Genomic DNA, 26825 nt, shown 5'->3' on the forward strand with positions numbered 1-26825 from the left:
CCGGCCGCTCCACGTCGCGACCTTCACCCAGGGAGAGGGAGACCATGTCCGCCACACCCACCACACCGCCACCGGCGCTGCGCCCCTACCTCACCGCCCGCCACGAACTGCTGTGGGACGAGGCCGACGCCTTCGCGGCCGAGCACGTCGCGCCGCGCGCCGCGCGTATGGAGGCCGCTCCGGGCAGGGTAGAGCGCAAGGTCGCCGACCTGATGGCCGCACGGGGCTGGTTCGCCGTCACCGTCCCGTCCGCCTTCGGCGGGCTGAGTGCCGGACACGTGGCCAAGACCATCCTGGTCCACCGCATCGCCTGCGTCTCGGCAGCTGCCGCGGCCATCCTGCAGGCCACCCTGATCCCCGTCGGCGCCCTGCTGCACTTCGCCACCTACGAACAGAAGGGCCGCTGGCTGCCCCAAGTCGTGGATGGTTCCCTGCTGTTGTCAATCGCCGTGACCGAACCGCAGGCCGGCGGACACATCGGCGGCATCGAAACCACCGCCGAACGCGCCGGCAGCGAGTGGGTGATCACCGGCAGCAAGATCCATATCGGCAACAGCCACCTCGCGGGAGCCCACCTCGTCGTAGCCCGAACCGCCGAGGCAGGCGTGAGCACCTCCCAGGCACTGACCGCGTTCATGGTCGAAGCCGACCGCCCCGGGCTCGCCGTCTCCGACCACCGCCCGGGCCTCGGTCTGCATGGCTTCTCCGCCGGCCGCCTCGAACTCGACCACGTCCGCGTCCCCGAAGACCACGTGGTCGGAGAGATCGGCCGAGGGCTGAGCGTGGCCCAGAGCAGCAGCATCCTGTACGGCCGTCCCAATCTGGCCGCCGTCAGCCTCGGCATTCACGAAGCGATCGTGGCCACCACCGCTGCTCGTCTCAAGACCCGTCCCCGCTACCGGGGCACCCTGTCCGACCTGCCCGTACTGCGGGACCGCATCGGCGGCATGGAGGCCCGCCTGCGCGCCGGCCGGATACTCGCCTACCAGTCCGTGCACCTCCTCGACCAGGGCCTGCCCTGCGACGCCGACCTGATCAACGCCAAGTACCTCGGCCACCAGTGGGCCGTGCAGTCCGCCCAGGACGCCATGGAACTGCACGGCGCCCACGCCCTCGACTGCGACTACGTCCTCCAACGCCTGTGGCGCGACATCCAGCACACCTACCCACCCGCCGGAACCGGCGAAGTCCAACGCATACGCCTCGCCGACGCCGCCTTGAACGAGGACCGACCCCAGTGGTCCGAATGCCTCGCCGCCGAGGCCGCCTGGGCACGTCCCGACCCCACCGCCGCATGAGCCCCCGTGCGCGGCACCCCGTGAATCCAGACCGCCGCGCACGGGCCCGTGCCGCCGGCCCCCGTCCCCCGCGGGGACCGGTGGCACCCATCCCAGTAACCGTCCATCCCAGCCGAGAAAGAGACATCGTGACCCCGCCCGTGACGACCAGCGCACCGATCACCCCCCTGACACCGACCCTGCAGCGCGTCGCCCAACACCTCGCGAACGGCCTTACACCCCAAGAGATCGCCACGAAGACAGGACTGTCGGCGGTCACCGTCCGCCAGTACATCCGCGACATCCGCGAGAGCCTCCACTGCCCGCCCCGCTGCAAGCCCCCGGTGATCGCGCACCGGCTGTTCACCACCCAGCGGGTGGCCCCTCCCACGACCGACAGGCCGACGCCGGAGCTCAGCTCGAAGCAGCTGCTGCTGCTTCGAGCCGTCGCTGAGCACAGCGATACCCGCGACATCGCCGTCGCCGCCAAGATCGCCCCGGCCGACCTGCGCGCCGCGCTCGACCAGCTCCTCGCCGACACGGGCGCACAGGACACCACCGAATTGGTGGTCCTGGCGCACAGCTGGCAGCTACTGCCGGCCGAGCAAGCCGCCCACGCGACGCGAAGCGGGGCAACCCAGTGACCCGCCCCACGACCCCCACGGCCAGCGAGGACCGCTCCGCCCCCGTCCCGTTCACGCAGGCGCCGCTGGCCGCCGTCTACGAGATGCGCATGCTGAGCACCGCGGCCGAGCGCGAGGAAGCCGCCGCCGTCGTCCAGGACCGCCAGCGCTGGCTCAACCTGCACGGCCTGCCCGTACCCGCCCGAGCCGACATCCCCGCGCAGTTCCGCGAGGCGCAGACCATGCCCGCCGGGCTGTTCGAGGACGGGAGGCTGCTGGCCTGCATGATCCCCGAGCGCGACCCCGACCTCGGATGGGGCCAGAGTCCGTGCCTCTTCCTCCAAAGCGTCCACACCCTGCCCGGCCAGTCCGACGACATCACCCGCCTGATCACCCTGTGGGCGTCCGACTTCGCCGCCCGAGTCGACCTCCACGTCGTACGGGCCGAGACCCTGGCCCGCCACGCCCTCGAAGCCGAGCCCCTCGCTGCCCTTCTGCGTCGGCTCACGGACACCGGCTGGGACGTGTGCGGATCCGGCCCCGGACGCGACGGCGATCGAGTCGCCCGCCTCGAACTCCCCGCCGAGCACCGCCCCGGGCTCCGCGCGCTGATCAGCTGCCAGGTCCACGCTCAGCCGGCCCCGGATGATCGGAGCAACGCGTGACAACCGACGAACCGCAGCGGCCCGACCTCGCCCGCGAGCTGATCGCCCGCGCCACGGAATCGGCCGCGCACCGGGCCAAGCGCGTGCGCGACCAGCTCGACGCCGTCCAACTCGGACAGGGCCGGCACACCGACCACGCCAACACCAAGGTGCTGCGCCGCATCCTGGCCGACCACGACTGGCCCGGGCACCGCCTCGTCGGCCCCGACGCGGCACGGGCCGCGTGGAGCATCGCCCTGCACAGCGACGACGAACCCGACTTCCAGCGCGCCGCCACCACCCTGCTGGGACGTGCGGTCCAGGCCGGCGACGCGCTGGTCCACCACTGGGCGCACCTTCACGACCGCGCGCTCATCACCAGCGGGCGCGACCAGGAGTACGGCACCCAGCTCCTGCTGCGCGCCGACGGCATCGAACTGTGCCCGCTGCGTGCGCCGGAGTCAGTCGACACACGCAGGGCCACCGTGGGTCTGCCGCCGATCGCTGTCGCTCTGAAGGCGGTGCGCCGCCGGTACACGCCTGACGGCTCTGCCGATGAAACCCCGACCGTCGTCCTCGCGGGGGCCGCGTAAAGAAGCGCAGCCCGCAGCAGCCTGAGGGGACGACACCCCCTTCCGGACGCGCGACCCTCAGGCGACTTCGCCGCCCATCGCCGTCCGGCAGCAGACCCCGGGGCCCGACCGGGCCTCGGCATCCCGCACCATCCATCACTCCTAGGAGGCATGCATGACCGCCATCCAGGCCGAGAGGCCGACCGCCCCCGCGCAGGCGGACCTCGTGAAGACCGACGCCGACCCGTTCGGGCTCGACATCACCTTCATCGAGGGCACGCCGGCGACCGAGACGGTCCTGATGTGCAGCACGGGCGACACCTGCGGCAGCTCCTGCCCCAGCGCCTGCACCACCTCGTAAGCCGGGACACCCCGGCGACGCGGGCCGGGCGGGGCTCTCCCCGTCCGGCCCGCCCCGCCCGTCACGCAGAAGATGAGGAGAGCCCTGATGACACGGCACCGGCCCAGCCTGTACGAGGCCGCGGGGCAGGCCATGCTGCGCGCCGCGGTGTACACGACCGAGCCCGCCATGCCGCCCTGGCCGGTGGCCATAGCGCCCGTGGACGAGTGGCGCGCGTGGCTGAGCACGGTGTGGTCCGACACTGACTTTCGCCGGACCGTGTCGCAGGCGAGCCCTCACCTGACGGACCAGGTGCAGGCCATCATCGACGGCCACACACCGAAGGTGCGCCGGATGCGCCGGGCGGCGCTGGCCACCGCCCGCTACGCGATCCGCTACGCCCGCCGCTCCACCCCTTATGGCCTGTTCGCCGGCGTCGCCCCGCTCGGCTTCGCCCAGACCACGACCGTTCGCATCGGCGACGAGCACCAGGCCGTGACCCGCCCCGAGCCGGTCAGGCTCGATGAGGTGCTCAGCGCCTGGGAGAGCGACGCTGCGCGCATGGCCGACGCCGAGGTCTGCGTCAACACCCTGATCTATCAGCGCGACCAGCACATCCACGTGCCCTCCGAGGGCGACGCCGAGTTCCGTCTCGCTCTGAGCCCCGCACTGCGTCTCGTACTCGGCCTGGCCCGATCGCCGATCGGGTACCGCCAGTTGTCGGACAAGCTGGCCGCGGAGTTCCCCGCCGTGAGCGGCACCGCGCGAGACCGGCTGCTCGATGAACTGCTGCGGGTGCGGTTGTTGCGCTCCTCGCTGCGCGCGCCCGCCACCGTCGCCGACCCCACCGACGTCTTACCGCCCGCGGCGCGCGCTCAGGCAGCCGGCCTGCGGACCGCGTGCGACCTGCGGCTGGACGCCGACGTGCGGCTGCCCGAGCAGGTGCTGACCGAAGTGGAGACCGCCGCGACCGTCCTCGCCCGCCTGGTCACCCATCCGACCGGGACACCGACCTGGCGGCGGTGGATCGAGCAGTTCTCCGAGCGCTACGGCGAGAACACCGCGGTGCCGGTGGACGTGGCCACCGATCCCGACCGGGGCGTGGGCTTCCCTGCAGGGTTCGTCACGGCGAGCGAACCGCCCCGGCCGATGTCCCGGCGTGACCGCCTGCTGCTGGAGCTGGCCGGAACCGCCGCCGCCGAAGGCAGCCGCACCGTCGCGGTGGCCGGGGCGATGATCGAGGAACTGGAAGCAGCGACTGGCGACAAGCCCCACGGCCTGGCGCCTCACCTCGAACTGGCAGCACAGGTCCACGCCACCTCTGTTCCGGCCCTGGACCGGGGCGACTTCCGGCTGCGCGTGCTCACTGTCTCCCGCTCGGCCGGATCGATGACCGGTCGGTTCTGGCACCTGTTCCCCGGCGCCGAGGAGGCGTACGCGAGCCTGCCCACCGTCGATCCGGAGGCGGAACTCGCGCAGCTCTCCTTCCACGCCGGACGTGCGCCGGCCGACCTGCTCACCCGCGCGCCCCAGGCCCTGCCCCGGATCGTCAGCGTCGGCGAATTCCGCCGCCCCGAACCGCACGTCCTCTTCCCCCGCGACCTGTCGGTCACCGTCGCCGACGGCCGCCCCCAGCTGGTGGAGTCCGCGACGGGCAAGCCGCTGGAGCTGCTGGCCCCCACCGCCATCAACTTCCTGTGGAACAACTACACCCCGCCGATGGCCCGCTTCCTCGGCGAGATCAGCCGGGCCGCGTCCCCGCAGGTGACCTGGTTCGACTGGGGTGCCGCCTGGACCCTGCCCTTCACCCCGGCCCTCACCTACCGGCGTACCATCCTCACCGCCGCCCGGTGGAAGATCCGCAGCCGCACGCTGCCCGCGCGCACCGCCCCACTCCAGCAGTGGGCGGACCAACTCCACGCCTGGCGTGCCCGGTTCCGCGTGCCGGAGCAAGTCCTGCTCGCTGAGGACGACCAGCAGCTGCCCCTTGACCTCACCCGCGACGTCGACCTGGACCTCCTGCGCGCGCACTTGGACGCCATCCCCTTCGGCATCGCCACCCTGCACGACGCGCCCCCGCCGGATGCCGACGGGTGGATCGGCGGCCGGGCCCACAGCATCGTCGTCCCCCTGGCCAGACGCTCATGACCACGACGACCGTGCCCCGTACGCAGGACCTGTCCGAGGGCGCCCTGGGGATGGCCCTGCTGGACATCGAGCGCCGGGACCTGTCAACCGCCCGCCGCCACCTCGCCCAGGCCACCGCCCTGGGGGTGAGCACCGGCGGCAACGCCAGCCTCTTCCACGGCGCACCAGCCTTGGAGTTCGTCCTGGACCGCGCCCGTGGGGCCGGCGACGACGTCGGCGCGGCCGTCGACCGGGTCGTGGACGCCCGGCTCGCCGCCGCCCACCGCCGTCAGGCGGCCAGCGCTCTGCCCCACCTCGCCGAATGGGACCTCATCCGCGGCCTGACCGGACTCGCCGCATTGCTGCTGTCCCGCCGCCCGTTCGCGCCCCGGCTGCCCGACGTGCTCGCCTGCCTCGTCGCGCTCGCCCACCCCGCCCGTGGTGAAGGCCGGATGCTGCCCGGGTGGTGGTCGCCGGTCGGCCCTGACGGGAAGGAGATGGTCGGCGGGCACGGCAACAACGGCATGGCCCACGGCATCGCGGGGCCCCTGGCCATGCTCTCCCTCGCCCTGCGCGCCGGAGTCAGCGTCCCCGGTCAGGAGGAAGCCGTCGGCACGTTCGCGACCTGGCTCGACCGTCACGGCACCCACTACTGGTCCACCGCAGCACACCTGGACGCCGACCAGCCACCCGAGGCGGAACCGGCCCGCCAGTCCTGGTGCTACGGCCAGCCCGGCATCGCCCGCGCCCAGCAGCTCGCCGCGCTCGCCCTCGGCGACAACGCCCGGCGCCAAGCGGTTGAGGACACCGTCGAGACCATCCTGACCGACCCGCTGCGGCTCGCCCGCATCACCGACTCGACTCTCTGCCACGGCTGGGCCGGGCTGCTGACCCTCACCCGCGCGGTCGCCGCCGACAGCCCCGCACCCGCACGCTTCACCCCGATCATCCAGGACCTGCACCGACGGCTGGCCGCCGACTGGGAGCACCTGCCCAAACCCGGATTCATGGAAGGCCGCGCCGGAGCCCAACTCGCCCTGAACGCCACCGACACCACCGGCTGGACCCGCGTCCTCCTGCTCGCCTGACCTTCTTCTCCCCGCCGCCTCGCAAGGAGTTTTCTGCCCATGACCTTCGACGACGAGAACCTGCCGATCCCTCCGGACATGTCCTGGTGGCACGCCTCCGTGGCCTTCCCCGACCCGCACACGGACGCCGCCCGGGCCTTGGCGACCGCGCTGGCCGGGCGCCGCTTCCACTTCCTACGCAAGGACGCCGGCGTGCGCCTGCGCACCGAACAGCCCGCCACCGGCCTGCTGGACCAGCTCGTCGCCGACCGCGTGATCACCGGCTGGACGGGCGGGATCTACGAGCCGGAGACCCATGCCTTCGGCGGCCCCGAGGGCATGGAGGTCGCGCACGACGTGTTCTGCGCCGACAGCCCGGCCGCGCTCGCCGAGACCGGCACCCCCGGCGCCCGCGAGCGCAGCGTGATGCTGCTGTCCGCCATGATCCGCGAGGCCGGGCTGGACCCGTTCGAAGCCGGAGACGTGTACGCCCGGTGGGCCGCCCTGCGGCCCCCCGTCACCCCGCCCCAGGGGACCGCGCTGGAGCAAGCCATCTCCGCGATGCGGCGGCTGATGAACACGGACGCCGCCCTGCGCCCCGACGCGGAGGCTGGCTGGGGCGAGCGCGTCGCCGCGTTCGAGGACGCCGGCCGACACCTGCGCCGACTCGCCGCCGACCGCCGACTAATACGCGGAATCCGGGGCGTCATCGCCCATCACGCGATCTTCGCGTTCAACCGCGCGGGCGTGCCTGCCGACGCGCAGGCCGCCACCGCGTGGCTCGGCCGTCACGTCGCCTTCTCCACCGGAGAAGGAGCTGACGTGTCTACCCGCAAGTCCGCCTCCGCGGACCCTAGCCTCCCTCGAATGGAGACCACCGTGACACCCGTAACCGACCCCAACCAGCTGCGCGAAGCCCTCGCCCAGCGGCTCGTCGACAGCGGCCACCTGCACAGCCAGGCGGCCATCGACGCCTTCCGCACCACCGACCGGCACGCCTTCCTGCCCGGCGTCGACCTGGAGAGCGCGTACAAGGAGGACGCGGTCCCGATCAAGCACGACGAACACGGGGAGATGATCTCCTGCATCTCCGCGCCATCCATCGTCGCCACCCAGCTCGAACAGCTCGGCGCCCAGCCTGGCCACAAGGTCATGGAAGCCGGAGCCGCCACCGGCTACAACGCCGCCCTCCTCGGCAAGATCGTCTCCCCCGGCGGGCAGGTGTGGACACTCGACGTCGACCAGGACCTCGTCGCCGGCGCGAGCCAACACCTCGCCGAGGCCGACGTCGACAACGCCACCGCGGTGATGGCCGACGGCGCGGCCGGCCTGCCCGAGCACGCCCCCTACGACCGGATCATCTTCACCGTCGGCGCCGGCGACGTCCCCGTGAAGATCCTCGACCAGCTCGCCCCCGGCGGACGCCTGGTCCTGCCGATGCGCATCCGCGGCAGCATCTCCCGCTCCTTCGCCCTCGAACGCGACGGCGACACGTGGAAGACCGTCTCCTGCGAGATGGCCACCTTCATCCCGCTCCGCAAGGGCGTCTGCGACGACGTGTACACCCTCGTGCCGATGGCCGGCGAGGGCAACGTGCGCCTGGAGACGTTCAGCGAGCAGGACGTCGACCGCGACGCGCTGCGTACCGTCCTCGACCAGCAGCAGACCAAGCTCTACACCGGGGTGAAGTTCCGGCAGGGCTCGGCGTGGGAGTGGCTGTACCTGTACCTGGCCTGCGTGCTGCCCAACGGCCTGTCCCGGCTCCCGGGCCAGCGCCCCGGGTTCACTCCGCACTTCGGGTGGGGGTCCATGGCCGCCCTCGACGGCGGGTCGCTCGCGTACCTGACCATCCGCGAGGGCGAGGACGAGAAAGGCCGGTACTGGGAAGTCGGCGTGATCGGCCACGGCGAGGGCGGCGCCAACCTCGCCGAGCGCGTCGTGAGCGAGATCCGCGCCTGGGACGCGACCGGCGGCAACGACGCCCCCGAACCGGGCTTCCGGATGGCCGTCGCGGACTCACGTGACCGGCTGACGGCGGACGACCCGCGCTTCGTCGTCGACAAGCCCTACAGCCGTCTCGTCGTCGACTGGGCGCGCAAGGGCTGAGCCGATGATCCCCGCGATAGCCAGCCGCATCCCCCTGGTCCGCCGCACCAAGGCGCCCGCGCTCCCCTTGGAGGAGCGCATCAACCATCTCACCGGGCTGACCGTCGCGCCCGCAGGTGCGGGCCACCATGACCTGGTGGCCCGCACCTGCGGGGTCCTCAACTACGCCGCGCTCATCGCCTCCGACGTCGGCCTGCCCGACCTGGCCGAGGATCTGTGCTGGCGGCAGCACCAGGTCTTCGCCGACGCCGGACGCCTCAGCGGACGGGTCGCCGTCATGTCGCTGATGCCGCTCGTCAACCTCTCCCGGTTGCAGACTCGCGCTGGCCACGGCGAACTCGCCTACGGCTTGTTGTACTGCCTCAACGACGCTGCCCGACACCGGAACAAGACTGACATCGACGGCCGCACCGTCGACCTGTCTGCTCTGACCGGCACGGACGAGGACCACCGCACGGTGTGCCAGGAGCTGTACGTCACCCTGCTCGTGGACGGCGCCCGAGCCCTCGCCCAGATCGGGCGGTGGACCGAGGCCGCCGACGCCATGGCCCAGCACCGCGGCATCGGCAACCGGCTCCTCGACGGCCGCCAGATCAAGATCATGGCCCTGATGGAGCAGGGCCTGGACCAGCAGGCCCGCGACCTGATCGACACCACCCGGCCCGCCGAGCCTTGGGAGAGAGCCATCGCCCTCCTCCTGCACGCCCACTGCCGACCCGTAAACGCCCCCGTCCCTGAACCCGACCTCGACCGCACCCTGGATGAAGCCGTCCAACTCCTTACCCACCCCGATCCGCCGACCGCCGCCTTCCAGACCCGGACGGGCCTGTCAGCCCTGGAACTGGACCGCACCGGACGCCATGCCGCCCGCGTACTCGACTCCCTCGTCAGCGTCGCCCGACTCGACGCCTACGCCGCACGAGACGCACTGCACCACCCCGTCGCCGCGTCCGCCCTGGACGACCGGGCGACAGACACGCTCAACGCGGTGATTGCCACGGCCGGACTGGGATCCGGCGTCCTGTCCGCCAACCACCAGGAGGCTCTGACGGGCGCGGTCGGCCACGCCGAGACAGAACTGGAAAGGCTCCTGCAGGCCGAACCAGATCCCAGCTAAGAGGGGACGACCCGGGATGCCCCGCCGTACTGCCCACGCTGTTTGGCGGTGTCGGCGTTTCGGCCATTTCCTGCCCGCAGCCGCTCCAAGCCAGACCAGGGATCCCGTGCCCGCGGGGTTCCGTGACGCAGGAAATAGCGGGCTCCCCAGCACGACCGAATGACGTGTGTTCGATATCGCAGCCGTGTCGTTAGACCTCACGACTCTGCCGCAGCGACCGTCCTAGGGGGAACGATGACCTCGGCCATCACGCAGGATCAAACGCCACAACCGCCCAAGGGGACCGCGCCGGACAACGAACTGCAGGAGGCCGGTGTTCGAGAGGAGGAATACCTCTACCGGGACGAGTCGCGGCTCCAGGCCGGCTCCCTGCTGACGTCGCGCACCATGGCGCGGCGGCTTCCCTCCCTCGTGCGGCGCTCGGTGCGGATGGCCTGGCGTGTGGACCGCGGCGCGGCCATCGGCCTGCTGGTGTGCCAGATCGGGACCGGCGTCCTCGCGGCCCTGGGCCTCCTGGCCGTCACGGGCACGATCACTGCGCTGATCGCCTCGGGCGACATCACCGAGCGGCTGTGGGACGCCGCCCCGCAGCTGGCCGTGATCGCCGCCGTCGCCGGCCTGCGCGCGCTGCTGGGCATCGCCGTCGTCTGGCTGACCGGCCGTCTGCGACCGGTGCTCGGCCGGGCAGCGGAGCTGACGATGATCGAGGCCGCGCTCGGCGCGGAACTGGCCGCGAACAACAAGCCCGGCTACAACGACGCCTACGACATCGCGGACCGCGGCGCCCAGGTCACCCCCGACCTGGTGGAAGAGGCACAGGATGTGCTCGCGGCGACCGCGACGCTCGCGGCCGGCGCAGCCGTTCTGACCGTCCTGCACCCCCTGCTCCTTCCCCTGCTCTTCCTCGCCTGCCTGCCGCAGGCCGCCGCCTACGTCCGCTCCGCCCGCGTGCTCTACCTCGCCGGGCTGGAGACCTCCGGGCGGCGCCGGATGCTGGGCAAGCTGCGCTGGCACATGGCCTATCAGGAGTCCAGCGAGGAGATGCGAGCGTGCCTGGCCGGCCCCTTCCTGATCGGCCGGTACCGGCGGCTGGCCGCCTCGGTCAACGCGGCCGAACGAAAAGCCGCGAACACCGGTGCCTGGATGGGACTGGCCGGAGCCGTGGCCGGCGGGATCGCCTCGACCGCGGTGTGGGCAGCGCTGCTGTGGCTCCTGGCCTCCGGGCGGATGAGCCTGGCGGCCGGCGGCGGCGCCGTCTTCGCTCTCCAGACCGCCACCGGCTCGGTGCGCGGCATCATCAACGGCGGGGCCCGCCTGGTGCGCACCGGCTGGTACGTGCAGGACTGGCAGAACTTCCTCGACAACGCCCACGGCCAGGCCATGACCGACTCCCGCGGCACCGCGCCCGTGGCCGTGCCCCCGGAGCGTTTCGAGGTCCGCGACGTCACCTACCGCTACGACGGCGCCCCGAAGGACAGCCTGAGCAACGTCTCCCTGCACGTGCGGCGCGGGGAGATCGTGGCGCTGGTCGGGGAGAACGGCTCCGGCAAGACAACCCTCTCGCGCCTGCTGTGCGGGCTGCTGCTGCCCACCGAGGGCGACGTGGCCTGGGACCACGCCTCCACCGCGAACCTGGACCCGTGGGGGTCGTGGGAGCACGTCGCGCTGGTGCCGCAGAAGTTCACGTACCTGCCGCTGACGATGCGTGACAACATCACGTTCGGGCAGGGCGACACCAGTGACGCGGCTCTGCTCGCCGCCTGCGAGGCGTCCGGCGCCGCGGAGATGCTGCCGGGCCTCCGCTCCGGCCTGAATACCCTCCTGACCAGTGAGTGGTTCGGCGGACAGCAGCTCTCCGGCGGGCAGTGGCAGCGCCTGGTCCTCACTCGCGCGTTCCACCGGCAGGCGGCGCTGCTGGTGATGGATGAACCCACGGCCGCCCTCGACGCCCGGCAGAGCACCGGATCTTCGCCGGCCTGCGCGAACTGGCCAAGGACCGCGCCATCCTGCTGATCACGCACCGGCTCACCAACGTGGCTGTCGCCGACCGGATCGTGGTCCTGGATGAAGGGCGGATCGTCCAGGAGGGCACCTACGCCCAACTCACCCACGAGCCCGGTCTGTTCCGGACCCTGTGGGAGCTGCAGCGCCGGATGAGCGGTGTTGCCTCCTGATCACCGCTCACCGGTCCGCGCTGCGCACTCGCCCGTCCACCGTCGCGAAAGGCAGAGCCACGTGACCTCTCCCGTCTCCCCTTCGGATCACGTCTCACCGCGTACGGCTCTGCCCGCAGCGCAGTACGCCGCATCCCGGCATGCGGCGTGGCTCGGCACCGCCGCGATCATCAGCGACGAGGTCGGCCGGGTCCTGCTGGTGCACCCCACCTACCGCAAGGACGACTCGTGGCTGCTGCCCGGAGGCGTCGTCGAACCCGGCGAACACCCGCACATCACCTGCCGGCGCGAGATCACCGAGGAACTGGGCCTGGATCTGCCCCTGTCGGCCGTGCTCGCCGTCCACTCCTTCTCCCCGCACCACCCCGACCTCCAACCCGGCACGCCCTGCCCCGGAGAGGTCCGGTTCATCTTCGACGGGGGAACTCTCACCCCCGACCAGGTGGAGGCAATCCGCCTGCCGCACGAGGAGCTGTCCGAGTACGCCTTCCTGGAGAGCCGGGACGCTGTGCAGCGGCTGCGCCCCGTGGACGGGCAGATCATGCTCGCCGCCTACCGTGCCCGGCTCGGGAACACCGCCACCGCTCACCTCGCCGACGGCCGGCACATCCTCGACGTCCCGGCGCTGGACCGCCACGACGTGCACGTCCGCTACCGACCCTTGTGGGACAGCCCTCTCAACCGCGGCCCCGTCCTCGGGCAGCTGCCCGTGCAGCAAGCCTGGGCGTGGTGCTTCGTCCCCGACGGCCGGGTCGTCCTCGTGGCCGACCCCGGCCCGCGGGGCGCGCTGCCGATGCTGCCCGGCGGCACCGTGGAGAGCACCGACGCGACGCCCGAGGACACCCTGCACCGCGAAGCCGCCGAGGAAGCCCAGCTCACCCTGGCCGATCCGGTGCGACTGGGCTGGGTGCTGGACAAGACCGGCGAGGTCTACGGCGGCATGGGGCCCAACGCCCGGCTGCGCCTGGCCGCCCGGGTCACCGCCATCGGGCCGGCGGCCGTCGACCCCGCCACCGGCCACCCCTTCGCCCGCCTGCTCACCACCCCCACCCAGGCAGCCGCCCTGCTGGGCTGGGGCCCGCCCGGCGCGCGGCAAGCCCAGCTCGCAGGGGAAACAGCACGGGATCGGTGGGGCCTGCCCACTGCCCACGCCGCCCCCATCGAGGAGATCCCGGCGGAGGGAATGCGGCTGAGCTGACCCGAACGACCGCCCCGCCTCGACTCGTCCCGCTCCACGTCCCTCTGAGGTAGCCCCATGCCGTTGTCGCACGACCACATCCGCACCACCGTCGAGACCTACCTCGCCCGCCACCCGCACGAGCGCGAGCAACTCGGCGGCCTCCTGGACGCCCTCGACCGTCCCACCGACATCGCCAGCCGCTCCACCTTCACCGGACACGTCACCTGCGGCGCAATCGTCGTCGACCCGCTCGGCCGCGTCCTGCACGTGCTGCACCTGGCAAGCGGGAAGGTCCTCGCCCCCGGCGGACACACCGAGTCCGCCGACGAGTCCCTGGCAGCAGCGGCGCTGCGGGAGCTGCACGAGGAGACCGGGATCCCACCCCAGGCCGTCACGCCGTGGCCCGGCTACGAGGCCGTGCCGTTCGACATCGACATCCACGACATCGACGCCCACCCGGGCAAAGGCGAACCCGGCCACCAGCACTTCGACCTCCGGTTCCTCTTCCGCCTGCACACTGCGACAGATGTGCCGGTGGTGCTGCAGGAAGAAGAGGTCGGCGGCATCGAGTGGCGGCCCGTGGACAGGGTGACCTCCCCGTCCCTGCGCGAGAAGCTGCTCAAGCTCCCGCCGAAGACCGAACCGGATACGGCCAACGCCTCCGCCCTGATCTACAACGACCGCGGCGGGTACCTGCTCCACCTGCGCGACTACTTCCCCGGCCGGATCTGGGAGCCGGGCATGTGGTCCCTGCTGGGCGGCGGCCGAGAGCCCCAGGACGCCACCCTGGAACACACCGTGCGGCGCGAACTGGCCGAGGAAGCCTGCCTCGACATCGCTGATCTCACCCCGTTCGGCACCGAGTACGCCTCCGACGACGCCGGCGCGATCGTGCCCATCGCCATCTACGCGGGCCGCTGGAACGGCGATCCCCGCGAACTCCACCTGACGGAAGGGGTGATGCTGGCCTGGTTCACCCCCGACGACCTCCACCGCCTCCGTATCGCAGACACCACCAGCGACCTCGTACGGCGCCACGCCGCCAGCCGCCCCGCCGACACCGCGCCACAGAGCGGGCTCTCAGCCCACGAGGAGTGCCGGTCTACCTCCCCGCACGGCACGGTCCTCAACGTCATCGGCGTCCAACTCTACCTGGAACGGCCCGACGGAGCGGTACTGCTCGGGCTGCGCCACCCCGACTCCCCATTCGCGCCTTCTACCTGGCACGTCCTGGCCGGCCACTGCGAGCAGGAGAACGCCATCGCCTGCCTGATCAGGGAGGCACGGGAGGAAGCCGGCCTGCACATCGAGCGACCGGACGTCGAACTCGTCCACGTCGTCCACCACATCGACCGCGCCGGGGACCGGCCCCGCATGGGCCTGTTCTTCCGCACCCGCACCTGGAGCGGCGAGCCGGAACTACGCGAGCCGGACAAATGCACCCAGTGGAAGTTCTGGGACCCGGCCGCGCTCCCCGACGACCTCGTCCCCTACACCCGGGTGGCCATCGAGGGCATCCGCGCCGGCCGCCTCTACTCCGAAACGGGCTGGGCATGAGCACGGCCGCGTCCACGCACCCGGACCTCCTGCCCGAGGAAGTACGGCAGTTCGCCGAGGAGGCGGTGGGGCGCATCGCCGCCTGGACGGACGCCTCCTGGGATCGTGACAGCAGCCGGGTATGGCGGGCCGACGGAGTACAAGAGGGGGTCTGGTACGTCAAGATCCACCAGAACACGCGGTTCCACCAGCGCGAGGTGGACGCGTACTGCAGCTGGGTCCCCAGCCTCGGAACAGCCGCGCCCACCCTCGTGACCGCCGACAGCGCGTTGCGGGCCGTCGTCATCACCGCGGTGCCCGGCCGGCCCCTGCACGGCATCACACACCCGCCTGAGCAGCAACAGCTCCTCTTCCACCAGATCGGCGCCCTGGCCGCGTGCATTCACCGAAGCGCGGCACCGCTCCCCGCGGAGGAACGAGTGCCCGCGCTCGCGAAGGTCGAGCGGCACCTGGAAGCAGCCCGCCCCTACCTGCACCCGGGCGACGAGGAGTTCATCCGCCGCATCGTGGCGCGCGCCGACTCCGTTCCGCCTCTGGACCGCGTGCCGACACACGGGGACTTTCAGCTGCGCAATCTGCTGCTGGACGACAACGGCAGCCTCGCCGTGATCGACTTCGAACGCAGCGAGCCCGGCCCGGCCATCCGCGACCTGGTCCGCCTTGCGGACGCCTGGGCCACCCAGCCGGGCCTCCACGACGCCTTCATGTCCGGCTACGGCCGCGCACTCACCCCAGCCGAGGTCGAACGCTTCGTCGTCGACTCCACACTCGACGCCCTCTCGGGAATCCAGTACGGCGCCACCCACGCCGACGCGGAAACACAGGAGCGCGGCCACCGCACCCTGGCGCGCCTGCGATCCCAAGGTCGCAACGGACGGACCACATCGAATGGAGGCACGCGTGCCTGACGACACCCAACAGGCGATCCCAGCTGTCCCGAGTCCGGCGACTGGAGGTGAACCACCAGAGCACCACATACACTTGCTCGGGCGGTACTACCGCCAGGTGGAAGCAGGCCGCAAAACGATCGAAGTGCGGGCGGCCACCCCGCAGAAGCGCGCCGTCGCAGTCGGTGACACGGTCGTCTTCCATGACTGGGACACCGGGCGGGAACTCGACGTCATCGTGCAGCGGATCACCCCGTACTCCTCCTTCGAGGACCTGCTCAGCTCGGAGGACGTCGCACGCATCGACCCGGACGGGCCGCCCGGAGACCTGCTCGCCAACCTCCGCAGCATCTACCCGCCGGCCAAGGAAGCCCTCGGCGCTCTCGCCCTCGCGTTCGACCACCGCCCTGCACGGCCGGGCTGCCCCATGCCGATGACGCCCACGCAGTACGCGCAGACCATCCCCCACCACACGGTGTACGGCTGCCTTTACATCCGCGACGCGAACGACCGGCCGGTCCAGCTCCGCTCGGTCTACGGCTCGAGACTTTGGCAGTTCCCGGGCGGCAACTTGGACACCGCAGGCGAGGACCCGCTGCAGACCGCACGGCGAGAGGCGGCCGAGGAGACGAGCCTCGAACTCGGTCTGGACACGCCGAAGCTGCTCCTGACGCACTTCCTGCACGCCGGGCCGCGCCAGCCGCTGAACAAGGTGGGGCTCATCTTCGACGGAGGCCGGCTGACCGCCGGCCAGCTCGGCCGGATCCGCCTCGATCCCGCCGAGCACGACATGTGGGCCGTCCACGACCTCGCGACCTGGCAGGAGCTGATGGCACCGCGCGCCTTCGCCCGCCTCGACGCCATCGAACGAGCCCGGCGCGGCGAGGGCCCCGCCTACCTGATCACGCACACCTGATCCCCAGCACCCCCACCCAGGAGGCAACCGTGCCCGCCGAGGACACCAACACCAGGGCCTGGCAGATCTACGGCCAGCGCCAACTGGCCCGCGCCTACACCCCGCCCATCCCCGACCGGCTCGGCTGGGCGCCCTGGGAAGGGATCGGACCGGGAGCAGAAGTCCTCGGTGACGTGGCCGGCCGCCGGGTTCTGGACATCGGATCCGGAGCCGGCCACCACGCCGTCCACCTCGCCCAGACGTACGGAGCCCGCGTCACCGGCATCGAGCTGTCCCCTACCCAGCACGAACGCGCAGTCTCCGCCCACGCCGACGTTGACGGCGTGGAGTTCGTCCAAGCAGACGTGGCCGAGTACCTGGCCGGAGCCGAGCCGTTCGACGCCGCGTACGCGATCGGGACTCTCGCCTTCATCGACCCGCACCGCTCGCTGCCGGCACTGCGCGACGGCCTGCGTCGCGGCGCCCCTCTGATCCTCTCGCTCCTGCACACCGACCTGCACGGCCGCGGTCCGTCCACGGAGGTGGCGCCGCGCGAGCAGATGATCCTGCTGCGCAACGACCCGCCCCTGCCGACACAGATGTGGGTCCTGGCACCGCAGCTGTGGGAAGACCTGCTCACCGAGTACGGCTTCCGCGCCGAGGCCATCGACCTGCTACCGCACCCCGACAAGAGCGCCACGGCCATCCAGCAGCTCATCCGCGCCCGGCGCCTGCCCGACCGGCCGGCGCGCGTCTCCAGCCGCCCCCCGCAGCACTAGAGCACCAGCCGCACACGGGGCCGTCGGCGTCGGAGCGATCCTGCTGAGCGAGCAGGGCATCCTGTTGGGCCGGCACCGCCGTGGCACCCTCGAACTAACTGGAGGCGGCAAGGACGACCCCGGAGAGGGCTTCTGCGCCACCGCCACACAAGAGCTCCAGGAGGAAACCGGCCTCACGGCCGACCCGACAGGTATCCGGTTCTGGCCCTGCTCATGGACTCTACGCACGGCATCCCGCGGATGACCCCTGCGGTCCGCATCACCGCCCACGCCGGCGAACCGGCCGTCACCGAGCCCCACTTGATCAGCCGCTGGGAGTGGCACGAGCTCAGCGACCTGCCCCACCTCGACCACCCTCTGTTCACGCCGAGCGCACACGTCATCGACACCGTCTGGCCGGGCCTGCTGCCCGGGCTGCCCCCCGTTCACCGCTACTCGATCGCCCCGACAACCATCCCCGAGGCCGGCGCCGACGCTGTGGAAGACGGCCGTCCTCTCCACCACACCCACGAGGCAGTAGGTGAGCAGCAGTCCTGAGCAGCTGGAAAAACTCGGCACCGCAGGTGACTTCACCGGCGTCCGGACGCTACTCGTACCGGTTGAGCGACCGCGCGATCTCGCTCACCCTGCGCCCGTCTGAGGTCTCGGTCATGACCGCTACCGTATGAGCGCCCGCGGATTTGTGCGTCCAGCCGCAACGATCACGTCGCTCCGGGTGCAGTGCCTGCTGCTGTGTCACCCTGCTGCCGTGCCGTGAGGTTCATGGCCTCGTGAAGGGGGTAGCGATGCTGCGGGGAACGCTGTCGGCAGATTTCGAGCTTCTGCGAGCTGTCACGAACGCGCACCAACGGGGCCGCAAGTTCGAGCAGTTGCTGGAGCGGCTCTTTCGGCAGGCACACTTCCGTGTCGACCGCGATGCGGGCATCGCGACGCCACGTCAAACGGACCTCGTGGCCCGCTACGGCGACGTCTGGTACCTGATCGAGGCGAAGTGGCAGAGCACCCCGACCGACGTGGACGATTTCGACGCCATCTTCCGACGGTTGCAGCGGTCGGCATCGTCCCAGGTCGTCGGCGTGATTGTAAGCGTCGCGGGATTCACCGACACCGTGATCGATGAGGCAGTCAGGTGCCGCGGGCAGGAACTTGTCCTCCTTGTCGGGGAGGAGGACCTAACGGCGCTGCTCGCCGCGCCCGAATCTGCAGCAGGACTGCTGCACCGCAAGCGGGAGGACCTCGTCACCCACGGCCGCGTGCACCTGGCCGGTGGTGCCAAACCCCAGCGGCGCAGTCCGCGCCCCTCAACCGACCTGCCCGCCTCCGACCTCAGACTGCTCGACACCGCCCTCGCCCCGACGGCACATCTTGCGGGCGACGGAGCCTTCACCGACCTGGTGTTCGCCCAAGAACTCCCGGACGTGGACTGGGTGCCTGGCAGCGGGAACGGAGTGTGTCTAGATCTGCCGATCGGCGCCCTCGACGAGAACGGGCTCGCCGACCTCCTATACGCCCTGACCTCGCTGGGCTGGACGTCCTCCCAGCCCCAGTGGGCGATCCAGCAGGCCACCCGAAACTGGCACGGCGTGGGCGCCCGCGAATTCCTCGACACGCTGCGGGACTGGAAGGCACGCTACGACGACCTGGACGAAGACGATGTACACGATACGGAGACGGTGACCTACGTCGACACCTTTCCGGGCGGAGGCTTTTACACGCTCGCCGCCGAGGTTTCCAGCCACCCCTCACGCCTGGTCCAGTTCTGCCACGTGTCGTTCCAGCTCACCGGCATCCCGCTGGACACCCAGCCGCTCCGCCACGTCTTCGAGCAGTTCGACGCCGTCGGCACCGGCTACTTCCGATCCATGATGGCGAAGGCCGTTACACGGGACTGGCTCCCGGAGCCGCAGCCGCTCGAAGTCGTCGGCTATCTCGTCTCCGACGACCCCTTTCTCCCCGACGGACGGGGAATGTCCGGCGGTGAGGCCGCCGCCCTGCCCAAGCCACCCGCCGCATGGGTCGTCGGTATCGTGGCCAAGAACCCCTTCCGGGACACGGACAGGGCCTCCGCTCCGGACGGCTGGCCGGACCAGCTCTACTCCAACGGCGGCATCATCGTGTGCAGCCTGCGCAGTCATCACCCGCTCAACGACATCCCCGACGGCTACTACCTGTACCTGTGGGAGCAGGCCCGTACGACGGATGCTCGGGTCTTCCGCCCCGTCGCCGACTGGTGATCAGGCTAGGGCTCAGCTGACCGATGTGACCACGAGGTGCACAAAGTCCCTCGTTCTCTCCCACGGGAAGAATCCGGGCGCCAACGTCGGCATAGAAGTCCGCGCCGTAATGGGGTTCGTTGACGGCCAACGCCGTCGCGCGGCAAAACGATCCGCAAGCGGCCTGTCCTGCCCGTCACCTCGGCATCCGCAGGACAGCATACGTCAGAACGCCAGATGGCCGGGAAGAGGTTGATGGGGCAGTTTAGCGGTCTGCCACTGCGAGCACTTGCAGCGGCAGAAGACCTGGGGTGCTGGCGCCCAATCAGGCGACTCTCTCTGACTTTCCAGAAAACAGGACCTGAAATGCTTCGGAAAATCCGCGCATCTCGTGTTCACCCTTGTGTGATATGACGGTCTCGAAATACCACGCGCTTTCGGACCCGGTCACCTTTCCCCAAATCCCCCATGTCAGGACGATGCGCCCGTCCGAACGCTGCGCGCATATTTTCAATTGCCCTTCACCGGACTGCCAAGTGGGAGCTTCGCTCCAGCTGCTTGATTCGTCAGCCAGCGATGAGAGGAATTCCACCAGTCCGTCACCATCCAGCGTCCGGACCCAATCGCTGACGTCCACCCAAGCGCCCTTGGCCTGTACGGGTATGTCAAGCGCAGGATCGCCGTCTCCGTACGGCCGCATCGGCGTGGAGAACAGCAGATGGACCCCTTGCCCCGGGTCTCCTATGCGGAGGACTTGCCCCCCGCGCGCATCACGAATGATCATTGCCCCATTCTATTATCTTCCCCCCTTCCCTGAAGGGTGACTCTGGCCACGCAGCGTTGCTGCGGACGGCGCCAGCCCGTAACAAACACCTTCTTTTCCGTGACGGTGCGCGATTAGATGGTTGCTGTCGTTGTGGCCGAATTATCATCGAAGTCAGGCCGTAAGCTTGTGAGTTGAATGCAGCACTTGAGAGTTGGGGCAGTTCAAAAGGCCGCAGCCGCAGGAGTCGTCGCCCTCGAATGAGGGGAGCGGATAGCTCCCCTGGCGCGGAAGAACGGGTGGATGCCGGCCACGGAGGTCGGTCATGCCATGCCGGCCGGGTCTGGATCCACCAGCTACCGAACAGCATCGAGCGGAGGGCCTTGCCTCGGCCGGGGTGTTCACCGCATCGACGACGAACACCTGACCACGATCCCAAGGGACCGCCCGCCACGGACTCCTGCGGAAATGCCCTCTCGACGACATCCGGCTGCGTACGCGCCGAAGCGTGGGTAGACCATGGCCCCCGCGCTGCCACCAGCTGTTGGCCCTCGGAGGGGACCGTCACCACGGGTTGCCCAGCGACCGGCTGACAGAGGCTGGATAGGGGGCCGCCCGACACGGATTCCCCGACCAGGCCGCGGAATCCGAGTGCCGGCGGAGGGGTCCGTCAGTCTGCTTGGGCCGGCTGCTCGCCCGCTGGCTCCCGGGTTGTTCGCTGGGTCAGGACCGTCATGCGGCAACCAGGAAGGCCGGCAGGTTGCAGAACGTGGGTGACCAATTCGGTCACCTGACCGTCGAAAAGCGGAAGCGTCATCCGCAGTATGTGGCCGTCATAGTGGTCAGCGAAGTCGGCTGCGCCACGGGTCCACAGGTCGCGTACGGCGGGGTTCTGACGGGTGTCGCTGATGAGCTGCTGGAGGTCTGGGTCGTGGGGACGGTCGACGGCCGCATCGCGGAGCATGCGGACGCACACCTCCGCGTCGGCCTCCCAGTTCAGGTGCTGGTCGCGCGCCTCATCGCTGAGGAGCAGCCAGCGCATGAGGTTGGCCTCGGGGGCGGTCGACCACGGGAACAGGGCGGCCATCGACGTGTTGACCGCCAGGACGTTCCAGTTGGCATCGATGACGTAGGCGGGGAAGGGCTGCTGGTCCAGCAGGAAGCGCAGTTCGTCACTGATGCGCGGTGGCTCCTGGGCTTCCAGCCCGGAGAGGCCGCCGCCGTTGCTGACGAGGAACAGCGCACGTCGCTGGACCCGGTCGAGGCCGAGCAACGTGCCGATGGTGTCGAGTTCGTGGCGGGTGAAGGTCCGGGTGATCATTCCGCCTTCAAGGTCCCGGTACCAGCGCTCGCTCCTATGCAGGGCGTCGGCTACTTCCCTCTGGAGGATCGGGCGGCCGAGCGTGGCACTGGCAGATGCCCGGAAGGCGCGCAGCAGGACACCTACCCCGGTGGATCCCCCTTCACTGCTGCCATCCTTTATGACCCCGCGCATGCCGCTTTCCTCGCAGTTCCCGTCTGCATGGTTCTGATCCTGCCAGATTGTATCCGGACCAAAACACGCGAGCCCCCTGTCAATCAGGCGCTGTTCCCTGCGTCACATGGCAGATTAATGGTGGCGCTGCCGACCGGCAGAAGATTGCCGGTCACCGATTTTTGACCGACTTGTCCCAAGGGAGCGCAGAGGGTCCTCGACAGCCGCGTTACTCGGGTCTCGCGAAGTCCGGTCATGTATAGGCACGTTGAACAGTGATGGACCATATCGAGCCTTGCCCGAGCAGGCATCTCGTTACTCCGCTGTGATCGTTTGCGTGGATTGACGAACGATCTGGACCAAGCCCAAGATCTGTCCGTCCGCACAACGGACCGCAGGTCACGGGGGTGAGCCACGGGGGGTGGTCGTGAACGATGCCCCTGCTGGATCAGCGTGGGCACTCCTGGGCAGAAGTGATTTGGATCGATCTGGTCAGGCGGTTGAAAAGGCCGTTGTGGCATGCGACACGAGGGAGGGTGCATTGAAGATCATCTGCGAGAACGTCGCGGCGGTCTGCTGCTGCCCGTGTCCCGGTCGGCCGCCTCGGACGACAGAGGCACGTAGGGTGGATCTTGACGCATGCCCGCATATGTTCGTCACCCCGGCCGGGCACCCAGCCCGGCACCGGCTAGTAAGACGAGCGATAGGCGGAGTGTGCGACATAACCGGGTGACGTAGTCCCGCATAAACAGCGCCGACGCCCAAGGAGGCTTCAAGTCCCGGGCGCCGGGCACCAAATGGCATTCCGGCCTCTGCAAGGGCGGGAGATTTTAACCGCCTTCACCGCGCCGGACCTTTCCTACAGGCATACCGGCGCGGGCTTCACCAGGAGGAGCGTCTTACATGCCCACCGCCCTATGCAAAGGGTCGGCGCCTCCGGCCGGCGCGGCAGCCGTCCGCCGCTCACCAGACCGCACTCCGCCGGCGTACCGCGCGTGCTCGACTGTGCCGCACGATCAATCGGTGACTCTCTGCAACCAGTACAGAGTTTAAGAACCAAGTCTGGATCTTGACGCGGGTCCGTGCGTATGTTCGTCGTCCCCGGGCAGCCCGCCCGCGGCGACGAACGTAAGGAGAGCACGGACCCGGACCGCGAAGGTCCACAAACAGCGTGGCGCCCGAGAGCGGTAACTCACGGACGCCGAACGCTAAGCGGCATGCCCGCCCCGGCAAGGGCGGCGACTGCCCACCATCACCACGCTGAGTCCTTCCGACGGGCGCTTCAGCGTGGCAACACTGCAAAGGGGAGTATCGCATGTCTCCTGCCCTGCGCAAAAGGCCCTTCCACCTGGCCTGCGCGGCAGCCACCTCCGCCTCGGCGCCTCAGCGCTCCGAGCCGGACCGCACCATCTTGGCCCCGGCGAGCCGCCGGATGCGCCCCCTCGTCGGGAGCGGCCGATGAGCAGCGAAGCCCGTGAGTGGGTGTGGGAGCACAGCTCCAGCCGGGGGGCCGCGCGCCTGGTCCTGCTGTCGATCGCCGACCGGGTGGCCGACGAACAGTGCATCTCCTGGGCCTCGCTGTCCAGCCTGGCCAAGCGCACCCGCGCCTCGGTCTCCACGGTGCGCGAAGCCGTCGAGCGCCTGCTCCTGGCCGGCGAGCTGGAAGTGCTCAACGACCTCGTCGGCCCGCAGCGCAGCACGGTCTACCGCATGCCTCTCGCCGCCGAAGCGGTCGCCCAGGCCCGGCGCGAGCAGCAGGAGGCGGACGGTGACACGGCGGCAGACGAGCCCGCCGGTCCCGCGAAGTTCCGGCTCTCGGCTCTGCGGCGGTATGGAATCGGCCCGCGCGAGGTGCCGGAATCCCCTGCGAGGGTCCGGAAACCGGCAGTACCGGAAACCGGCAGGTCGAGGCGGAAACCGGCACCCCGACGTGCCGGAAACCGGCACAGGGATGTACCGGCTACCGGCACACAGAACCGTAGTGAACCTGATTTGAACCGGAGGTACAGCAGTGGTGGTGCTGCCGTCCTCTCGGCTGCCGAGTGGCAGGTCGACCCCGCCGCCCACACCTGGGCCCGCCAGTACGGGCACCTCGACCGACTCGGCGAGCAGGGCCTGCAGGCGGCCGACGCGAAGTGGCGTGCCCACCGGGCGGGCCACGCCCCGAAACCGGCGGAAGCCTGGGCTGCCGACTGGCGCTCCTGGGTCGCCCGGGAACACGCCCCCAGCCGCCCGAACCTCTACGCCGTGCCCGGCAGGAACACCGCCGCACCGGGGGGCATGACACGGACGGAGGCCCACACCGCCGCCCTCCTCGCCGCCCTCGACGAGCCGACCGGATCGGAGGGCTGACCGTGGACCGCCGCGAAATCGCCGCCCTGCTGGCCTACATCGGCCGACTCGACCCCCGCACCATCTGCACCGACCAGGGCGAGGCACGCGACCAGCTCGCCCAGTGGCACGAACTGCTCGCCGACGTGCCGACGGCCACCCCGCACGGCTGGGACGTCCTCGTCGCCGCCCGCCAGCACATCCGCACCTCGCCGTACCAGATCCTGCCCGCGGACCTGACCCGTCCCTGGGAGAGCTACCGGCGCGACCGCCTGGCCCGGCACTCCGACCCGACGCCGTCCGCCGATCCGGACGACCAGGCCGCCTGGACCGCCGAACTGGCCGGAACCCGCCGCGCCGTCGCCGCCGGGCTCGCCGAGCCCGCACAAGCCCGGGCGATCACCAGCGGTCGCGACGGGATCGACCCACGGCTGGAGGCGATGCTGGACGAGGTCGGCTCCTGCATCCCGCCCGCAGCCCGAGCCGCCCTCGCCCCCTACCGGCCCGCCCGGGCAGCACGCGAGGCAGCCATAGCCCAAGGGCAGCCCGACGCCCTGAGCGTGCGCTGCGAGTGGTGCAAGGCCCAGCCCGGCGAGCCCTGCCGCCGCCGGCGGATCGGCCCCGACGACGGAGTACGCGCAACAGCCCTGCGCGCCAACCCGCACCCCGGCCGCCTCGACCTCGCCGCCGCCCAGCAGCCCGCCCTGGCCTGAGCGGCGCACCGACCCCCACGTCCCGCACCGGCTGCGGCGCACGCCCGCGCGCCGCAGCCGGCACCCGACGCCTCACCCGCCGAGTACCGTCCCGGTCGGCCAGTGCGGCAGCACATCGGAGACATGCCTTGCGCCACATCACCACCCACGACGCGCCGGTCACCGGCCTGCGGGGCATCGCAGACACCAGCTGGCACACCCGCGGCACCTGCCACGGCATGGACATCGAAGACGCCGACGCCGTCTTCTTCCCCGGGCCCCGGGACCACGAAGAGATCGCAGAGGCGAAGGAGCTGTGCGGCTGGTGCCCGGTGCGCCGCGAATGCCTCGACTTCGCTCTGGAGAACGTCCTCAAGGAAGGCGTCTGGGGCGGCCTCACCGAAGCCGAGCGGCGCCCCCTCCACGACAACCTGCACCAGCGCCTCGACTACCGGCGCGTGACCGCCTTCTTCCAGGGACGCGACGTCCACCTCACCGAAACCGAGCGGCAGGCCGTCATCGACCACGCCTACGTCCGCGGCTGGCGGCCCGACCGGCTCGCCGCCGCCCTGCAGATCAGCCACAAGCACGCCCGTGACCTGCTCCGGCAGGCCGCCAACAAGGTCCTCGACCGTGACCGCAACTACGGCATGCCCCGCCAGAAGAAGAAGCGGAAGAAGACCTCCAAGGCCAAGGGAACCCCCGCGCCCTCAGCTCCCGGCACGCAACAGCCGGCAGGCCGCCCGGCAGCGTCGGCCCCGGCGCACGCCCCTCTCGGAAAGGCAGCATGACCCGCCCCGTCCTCGCCTTCGGTGCCACTTCGGATCTCCCTCTCCTCCTGGCCGCCGTCGTGCCCGCCGCCCTCACGCTCGTGCTGATCGCCTGGACCATCCGGCGCCGGGGAACCCGAACGCAGAAACGTCTCGGCGGACCGGCGGTCAAAGTCGCCGCGGTCGCCGCGCTGGGCTGCACCGCCTACAGCGCCGACACCTCCTGGCGCTTCGCCGCCGACTACCTCGACATGGCCGGCACCGCCGAACGGGCCAGCATGTTCGCCGCCGCCGAACTCGCCCTGTTCGCCACCGCGCTGATGGCCAGACAGAACCTCGCCGCCCAGGGCGCCCCCGGGCTGCCGGGCACGCTGGTCTGGGTGATCACCACCGTGCAGGTGATCCCCGCCTACGCCGAGAGCGGCCCCGTCGGCGGCACGGTCCGCGCCTTCGTCGGACCGGTCATGGCGGCGATGCTGTGGCACCTCGCGATGGGCATCGAACTGCGGCTGCGCACACCCGGCGCCGCCTCGAACGGACTGATCGCCGTCCTGGGCCGGGAGGCACGCGAGCGGCTGCTGTCCCGCCTGGGTATCGCTGCGCGCGACCGCGACGCAGCGCAGATCACCCGGGACCGTGCCACCGCCCGCGCGGTCGCCCTCGCGGCTCGCATCGCCGAACGCACGCCCGAGCAGCAGAGGAACCGCCGCGGCCGACGGCTGACCCGGCGCCTGTCCAAGGCGGTCGGCAGGGCCTCGGTCGGCACCGACCTCCTCCAGCGTGCGCAACTGCTCGACCAGCTCGCCGCCCGCAGGCACGCACTCGCGCTGGCCACGGTCCCGCTCCCCTCTCCCTGGTCCCCGGCGCACCGCGCCACAGCGGCAGCAACGGTCCCCTCACAGCCGATGTCGAATGCGCCGGTCCCCGTCCATGGTCTCGACGAGTCGGACTCGGGCCGGGGACCGGGCGGCCTGTGGGGACCGGTCCCCGACATCGCGGACTCGGAGGCATCGGCAGACGCGGGGACCGAAGGTGTCCAGACGGGGACCGTCGCGGGGACCGAGGCACCGGTAAACGGCTCGGTCCCGGGGACCGGTCCCGCGAATCCGGAGGCCGCGAAGGGGGACACCGCAGGCCCGGGGACCGGGTGCGGCCTGCGAGAAGCACCTGCTCAGGGCCCCGATTCACGTCGGGGACCGAACGCCGCCGATTCGGGGACCGACACCGCCGGGGACCG

23 protein-coding genes and 1 pseudogene are annotated in these 26825 nt (G+C 70.8%); 22 read left to right on the forward strand and 2 right to left on the reverse strand.

The window, feature by feature from the left end:
- The first annotated feature begins 44 nt into the window (after positions 1 to 44).
- The 18 genes and pseudogenes from AB0D59_RS31750 to AB0D59_RS31835 all read left to right on the forward strand — a co-directional run bounded on the left by AB0D59_RS31750 (position 45) and on the right by AB0D59_RS31835 (position 19579).
- Positions 45 to 1298, forward strand: a complete 1254-nt coding sequence (locus AB0D59_RS31750) for an acyl-CoA dehydrogenase (protein ID WP_362572721.1) — start codon at positions 45 to 47, stop codon at positions 1296 to 1298.
- Between the two features lie 128 nt (positions 1299 to 1426).
- Positions 1427 to 1921, forward strand: a complete 495-nt coding sequence (locus AB0D59_RS31755) for a LuxR C-terminal-related transcriptional regulator (RefSeq protein ID WP_362572723.1) — start codon at positions 1427 to 1429, stop codon at positions 1919 to 1921.
- Complete coding sequence (locus AB0D59_RS31760; protein WP_362572726.1) at positions 1918 to 2565, forward strand: hypothetical protein; 648 nt, start codon at positions 1918 to 1920, stop codon at positions 2563 to 2565. Before AB0D59_RS31755 ends, AB0D59_RS31760 begins: the two co-directional genes overlap by 4 nt.
- A complete protein-coding gene (locus AB0D59_RS31765) occupies positions 2562 to 3137 on the forward strand; it encodes a DUF6624 domain-containing protein (RefSeq protein WP_362572729.1) in 576 nt (191 codons plus the stop codon). Before AB0D59_RS31760 ends, AB0D59_RS31765 begins: the two co-directional genes overlap by 4 nt.
- Before the next feature lie 154 nt (positions 3138 to 3291).
- Positions 3292 to 3477 (forward strand): FxLD family lanthipeptide, encoded by a 186-nt coding sequence (locus AB0D59_RS31770; protein ID WP_362572731.1) that lies wholly within the window; start codon positions 3292 to 3294, stop codon positions 3475 to 3477.
- Between the two features lie 87 nt (positions 3478 to 3564).
- Complete coding sequence (locus AB0D59_RS31775) at positions 3565 to 5604, forward strand: lantibiotic dehydratase family protein (RefSeq protein ID WP_362572733.1); 2040 nt, start codon at positions 3565 to 3567, stop codon at positions 5602 to 5604.
- Entirely contained in the window at positions 5601 to 6671 is a 1071-nt protein-coding gene (locus tag AB0D59_RS31780; RefSeq protein ID WP_362572736.1) for a lanthionine synthetase C family protein, read from the forward strand. Before AB0D59_RS31775 ends, AB0D59_RS31780 begins: the two co-directional genes overlap by 4 nt.
- Positions 6672 to 6710: 39 nt before the next feature.
- Complete coding sequence (fxlM, locus tag AB0D59_RS31785) at positions 6711 to 8756, forward strand: methyltransferase, FxLD system (protein WP_362572738.1); 2046 nt, start codon at positions 6711 to 6713, stop codon at positions 8754 to 8756.
- A gap of 4 nt (positions 8757 to 8760) precedes the next feature.
- Positions 8761 to 9873: a hypothetical protein gene (locus AB0D59_RS31790; RefSeq protein WP_362572740.1), complete on the forward strand. Its 1113-nt coding sequence runs from the start codon at positions 8761 to 8763 to the stop codon at positions 9871 to 9873.
- Between the two features lie 234 nt (positions 9874 to 10107).
- Positions 10108 to 12047, forward strand: a pseudogene (locus tag AB0D59_RS31795) (ABC transporter ATP-binding protein).
- A gap of 61 nt (positions 12048 to 12108) precedes the next feature.
- Positions 12109 to 13245 (forward strand): NUDIX hydrolase, encoded by a 1137-nt coding sequence (locus AB0D59_RS31800; RefSeq protein ID WP_362572743.1) that lies wholly within the window; start codon positions 12109 to 12111, stop codon positions 13243 to 13245.
- A 57-nt stretch (positions 13246 to 13302) separates the two neighbouring features.
- Positions 13303 to 14784 carry an NUDIX domain-containing protein gene (locus AB0D59_RS31805; RefSeq protein ID WP_362572746.1) on the forward strand — a complete coding sequence of 494 codons (1482 nt, stop codon included), beginning with the start codon at positions 13303 to 13305 and terminating at the stop codon, positions 14782 to 14784.
- Positions 14781 to 15692 carry a phosphotransferase gene (locus AB0D59_RS31810; protein ID WP_362572748.1) on the forward strand — a complete coding sequence of 304 codons (912 nt, stop codon included), beginning with the start codon at positions 14781 to 14783 and terminating at the stop codon, positions 15690 to 15692. Before AB0D59_RS31805 ends, AB0D59_RS31810 begins: the two co-directional genes overlap by 4 nt.
- Positions 15693 to 15789: 97 nt before the next feature.
- The gene (locus AB0D59_RS31815) at positions 15790 to 16587 is read left to right on the forward strand and encodes an NUDIX domain-containing protein (RefSeq protein ID WP_362572751.1); all 798 of its coding nucleotides are present in this window, start codon (positions 15790 to 15792) and stop codon (positions 16585 to 16587) included.
- 29 nt (positions 16588 to 16616) lie between these two features.
- Positions 16617 to 17345, forward strand: a complete 729-nt coding sequence (locus AB0D59_RS31820; RefSeq protein ID WP_362572753.1) for a methyltransferase domain-containing protein — start codon at positions 16617 to 16619, stop codon at positions 17343 to 17345.
- A gap of 64 nt (positions 17346 to 17409) precedes the next feature.
- On the forward strand, positions 17410 to 17589 hold the full coding sequence (locus tag AB0D59_RS31825; protein ID WP_362572755.1) for a hypothetical protein: 180 nt from the start codon (positions 17410 to 17412) through the stop codon (positions 17587 to 17589).
- The gene (locus AB0D59_RS31830; RefSeq protein WP_362573037.1) at positions 17559 to 17882 is read left to right on the forward strand and encodes a hypothetical protein; all 324 of its coding nucleotides are present in this window, start codon (positions 17559 to 17561) and stop codon (positions 17880 to 17882) included. Before AB0D59_RS31825 ends, AB0D59_RS31830 begins: the two co-directional genes overlap by 31 nt.
- A 248-nt stretch (positions 17883 to 18130) precedes the next feature.
- The gene (locus AB0D59_RS31835; RefSeq protein ID WP_362572757.1) at positions 18131 to 19579 is read left to right on the forward strand and encodes a restriction endonuclease; all 1449 of its coding nucleotides are present in this window, start codon (positions 18131 to 18133) and stop codon (positions 19577 to 19579) included.
- Positions 19580 to 19883: 304 nt separating this feature from the next.
- On the opposite strand, the gene AB0D59_RS31840 is transcribed toward AB0D59_RS31835, so the two are convergent.
- Both AB0D59_RS31840 and AB0D59_RS31845 read right to left on the reverse strand, forming a co-directional pair.
- Positions 19884 to 20342, reverse strand: coding sequence for a DUF6228 family protein (locus AB0D59_RS31840; RefSeq protein WP_362572760.1), 459 nt, complete (start codon positions 20340 to 20342; stop codon positions 19884 to 19886).
- A gap of 649 nt (positions 20343 to 20991) precedes the next feature.
- Positions 20992 to 21816 carry a helix-turn-helix transcriptional regulator gene (locus tag AB0D59_RS31845; protein ID WP_362572763.1) on the reverse strand — a complete coding sequence of 275 codons (825 nt, stop codon included), beginning with the start codon at positions 21814 to 21816 and terminating at the stop codon, positions 20992 to 20994.
- Between the two features lie 1437 nt (positions 21817 to 23253).
- Here AB0D59_RS31845 and AB0D59_RS31850 point away from each other — a divergent pair.
- The 4 genes from AB0D59_RS31850 to AB0D59_RS31865 all read left to right on the forward strand — a co-directional run.
- Positions 23254 to 24147: a helix-turn-helix domain-containing protein gene (locus AB0D59_RS31850; RefSeq protein ID WP_362572765.1), complete on the forward strand. Its 894-nt coding sequence runs from the start codon at positions 23254 to 23256 to the stop codon at positions 24145 to 24147.
- Between the two features lie 2 nt (positions 24148 to 24149).
- Entirely contained in the window at positions 24150 to 24839 is a 690-nt protein-coding gene (locus tag AB0D59_RS31855; protein ID WP_362572768.1) for a hypothetical protein, read from the forward strand.
- A gap of 128 nt (positions 24840 to 24967) precedes the next feature.
- Positions 24968 to 25609 carry a WhiB family transcriptional regulator gene (locus tag AB0D59_RS31860; RefSeq protein ID WP_362572770.1) on the forward strand — a complete coding sequence of 214 codons (642 nt, stop codon included), beginning with the start codon at positions 24968 to 24970 and terminating at the stop codon, positions 25607 to 25609.
- A partial coding sequence (locus AB0D59_RS31865) for a hypothetical protein (RefSeq protein ID WP_362572773.1) occupies positions 25606 to 26825 on the forward strand: 1220 nt, incomplete at its 3' end. The genes AB0D59_RS31860 and AB0D59_RS31865, both read left to right, overlap by 4 nt.

This window comes from Streptomyces sp. NPDC048417, assembly GCF_040651615.1.
GTDB lineage: Bacteria > Actinomycetota > Actinomycetes > Streptomycetales > Streptomycetaceae > Streptomyces.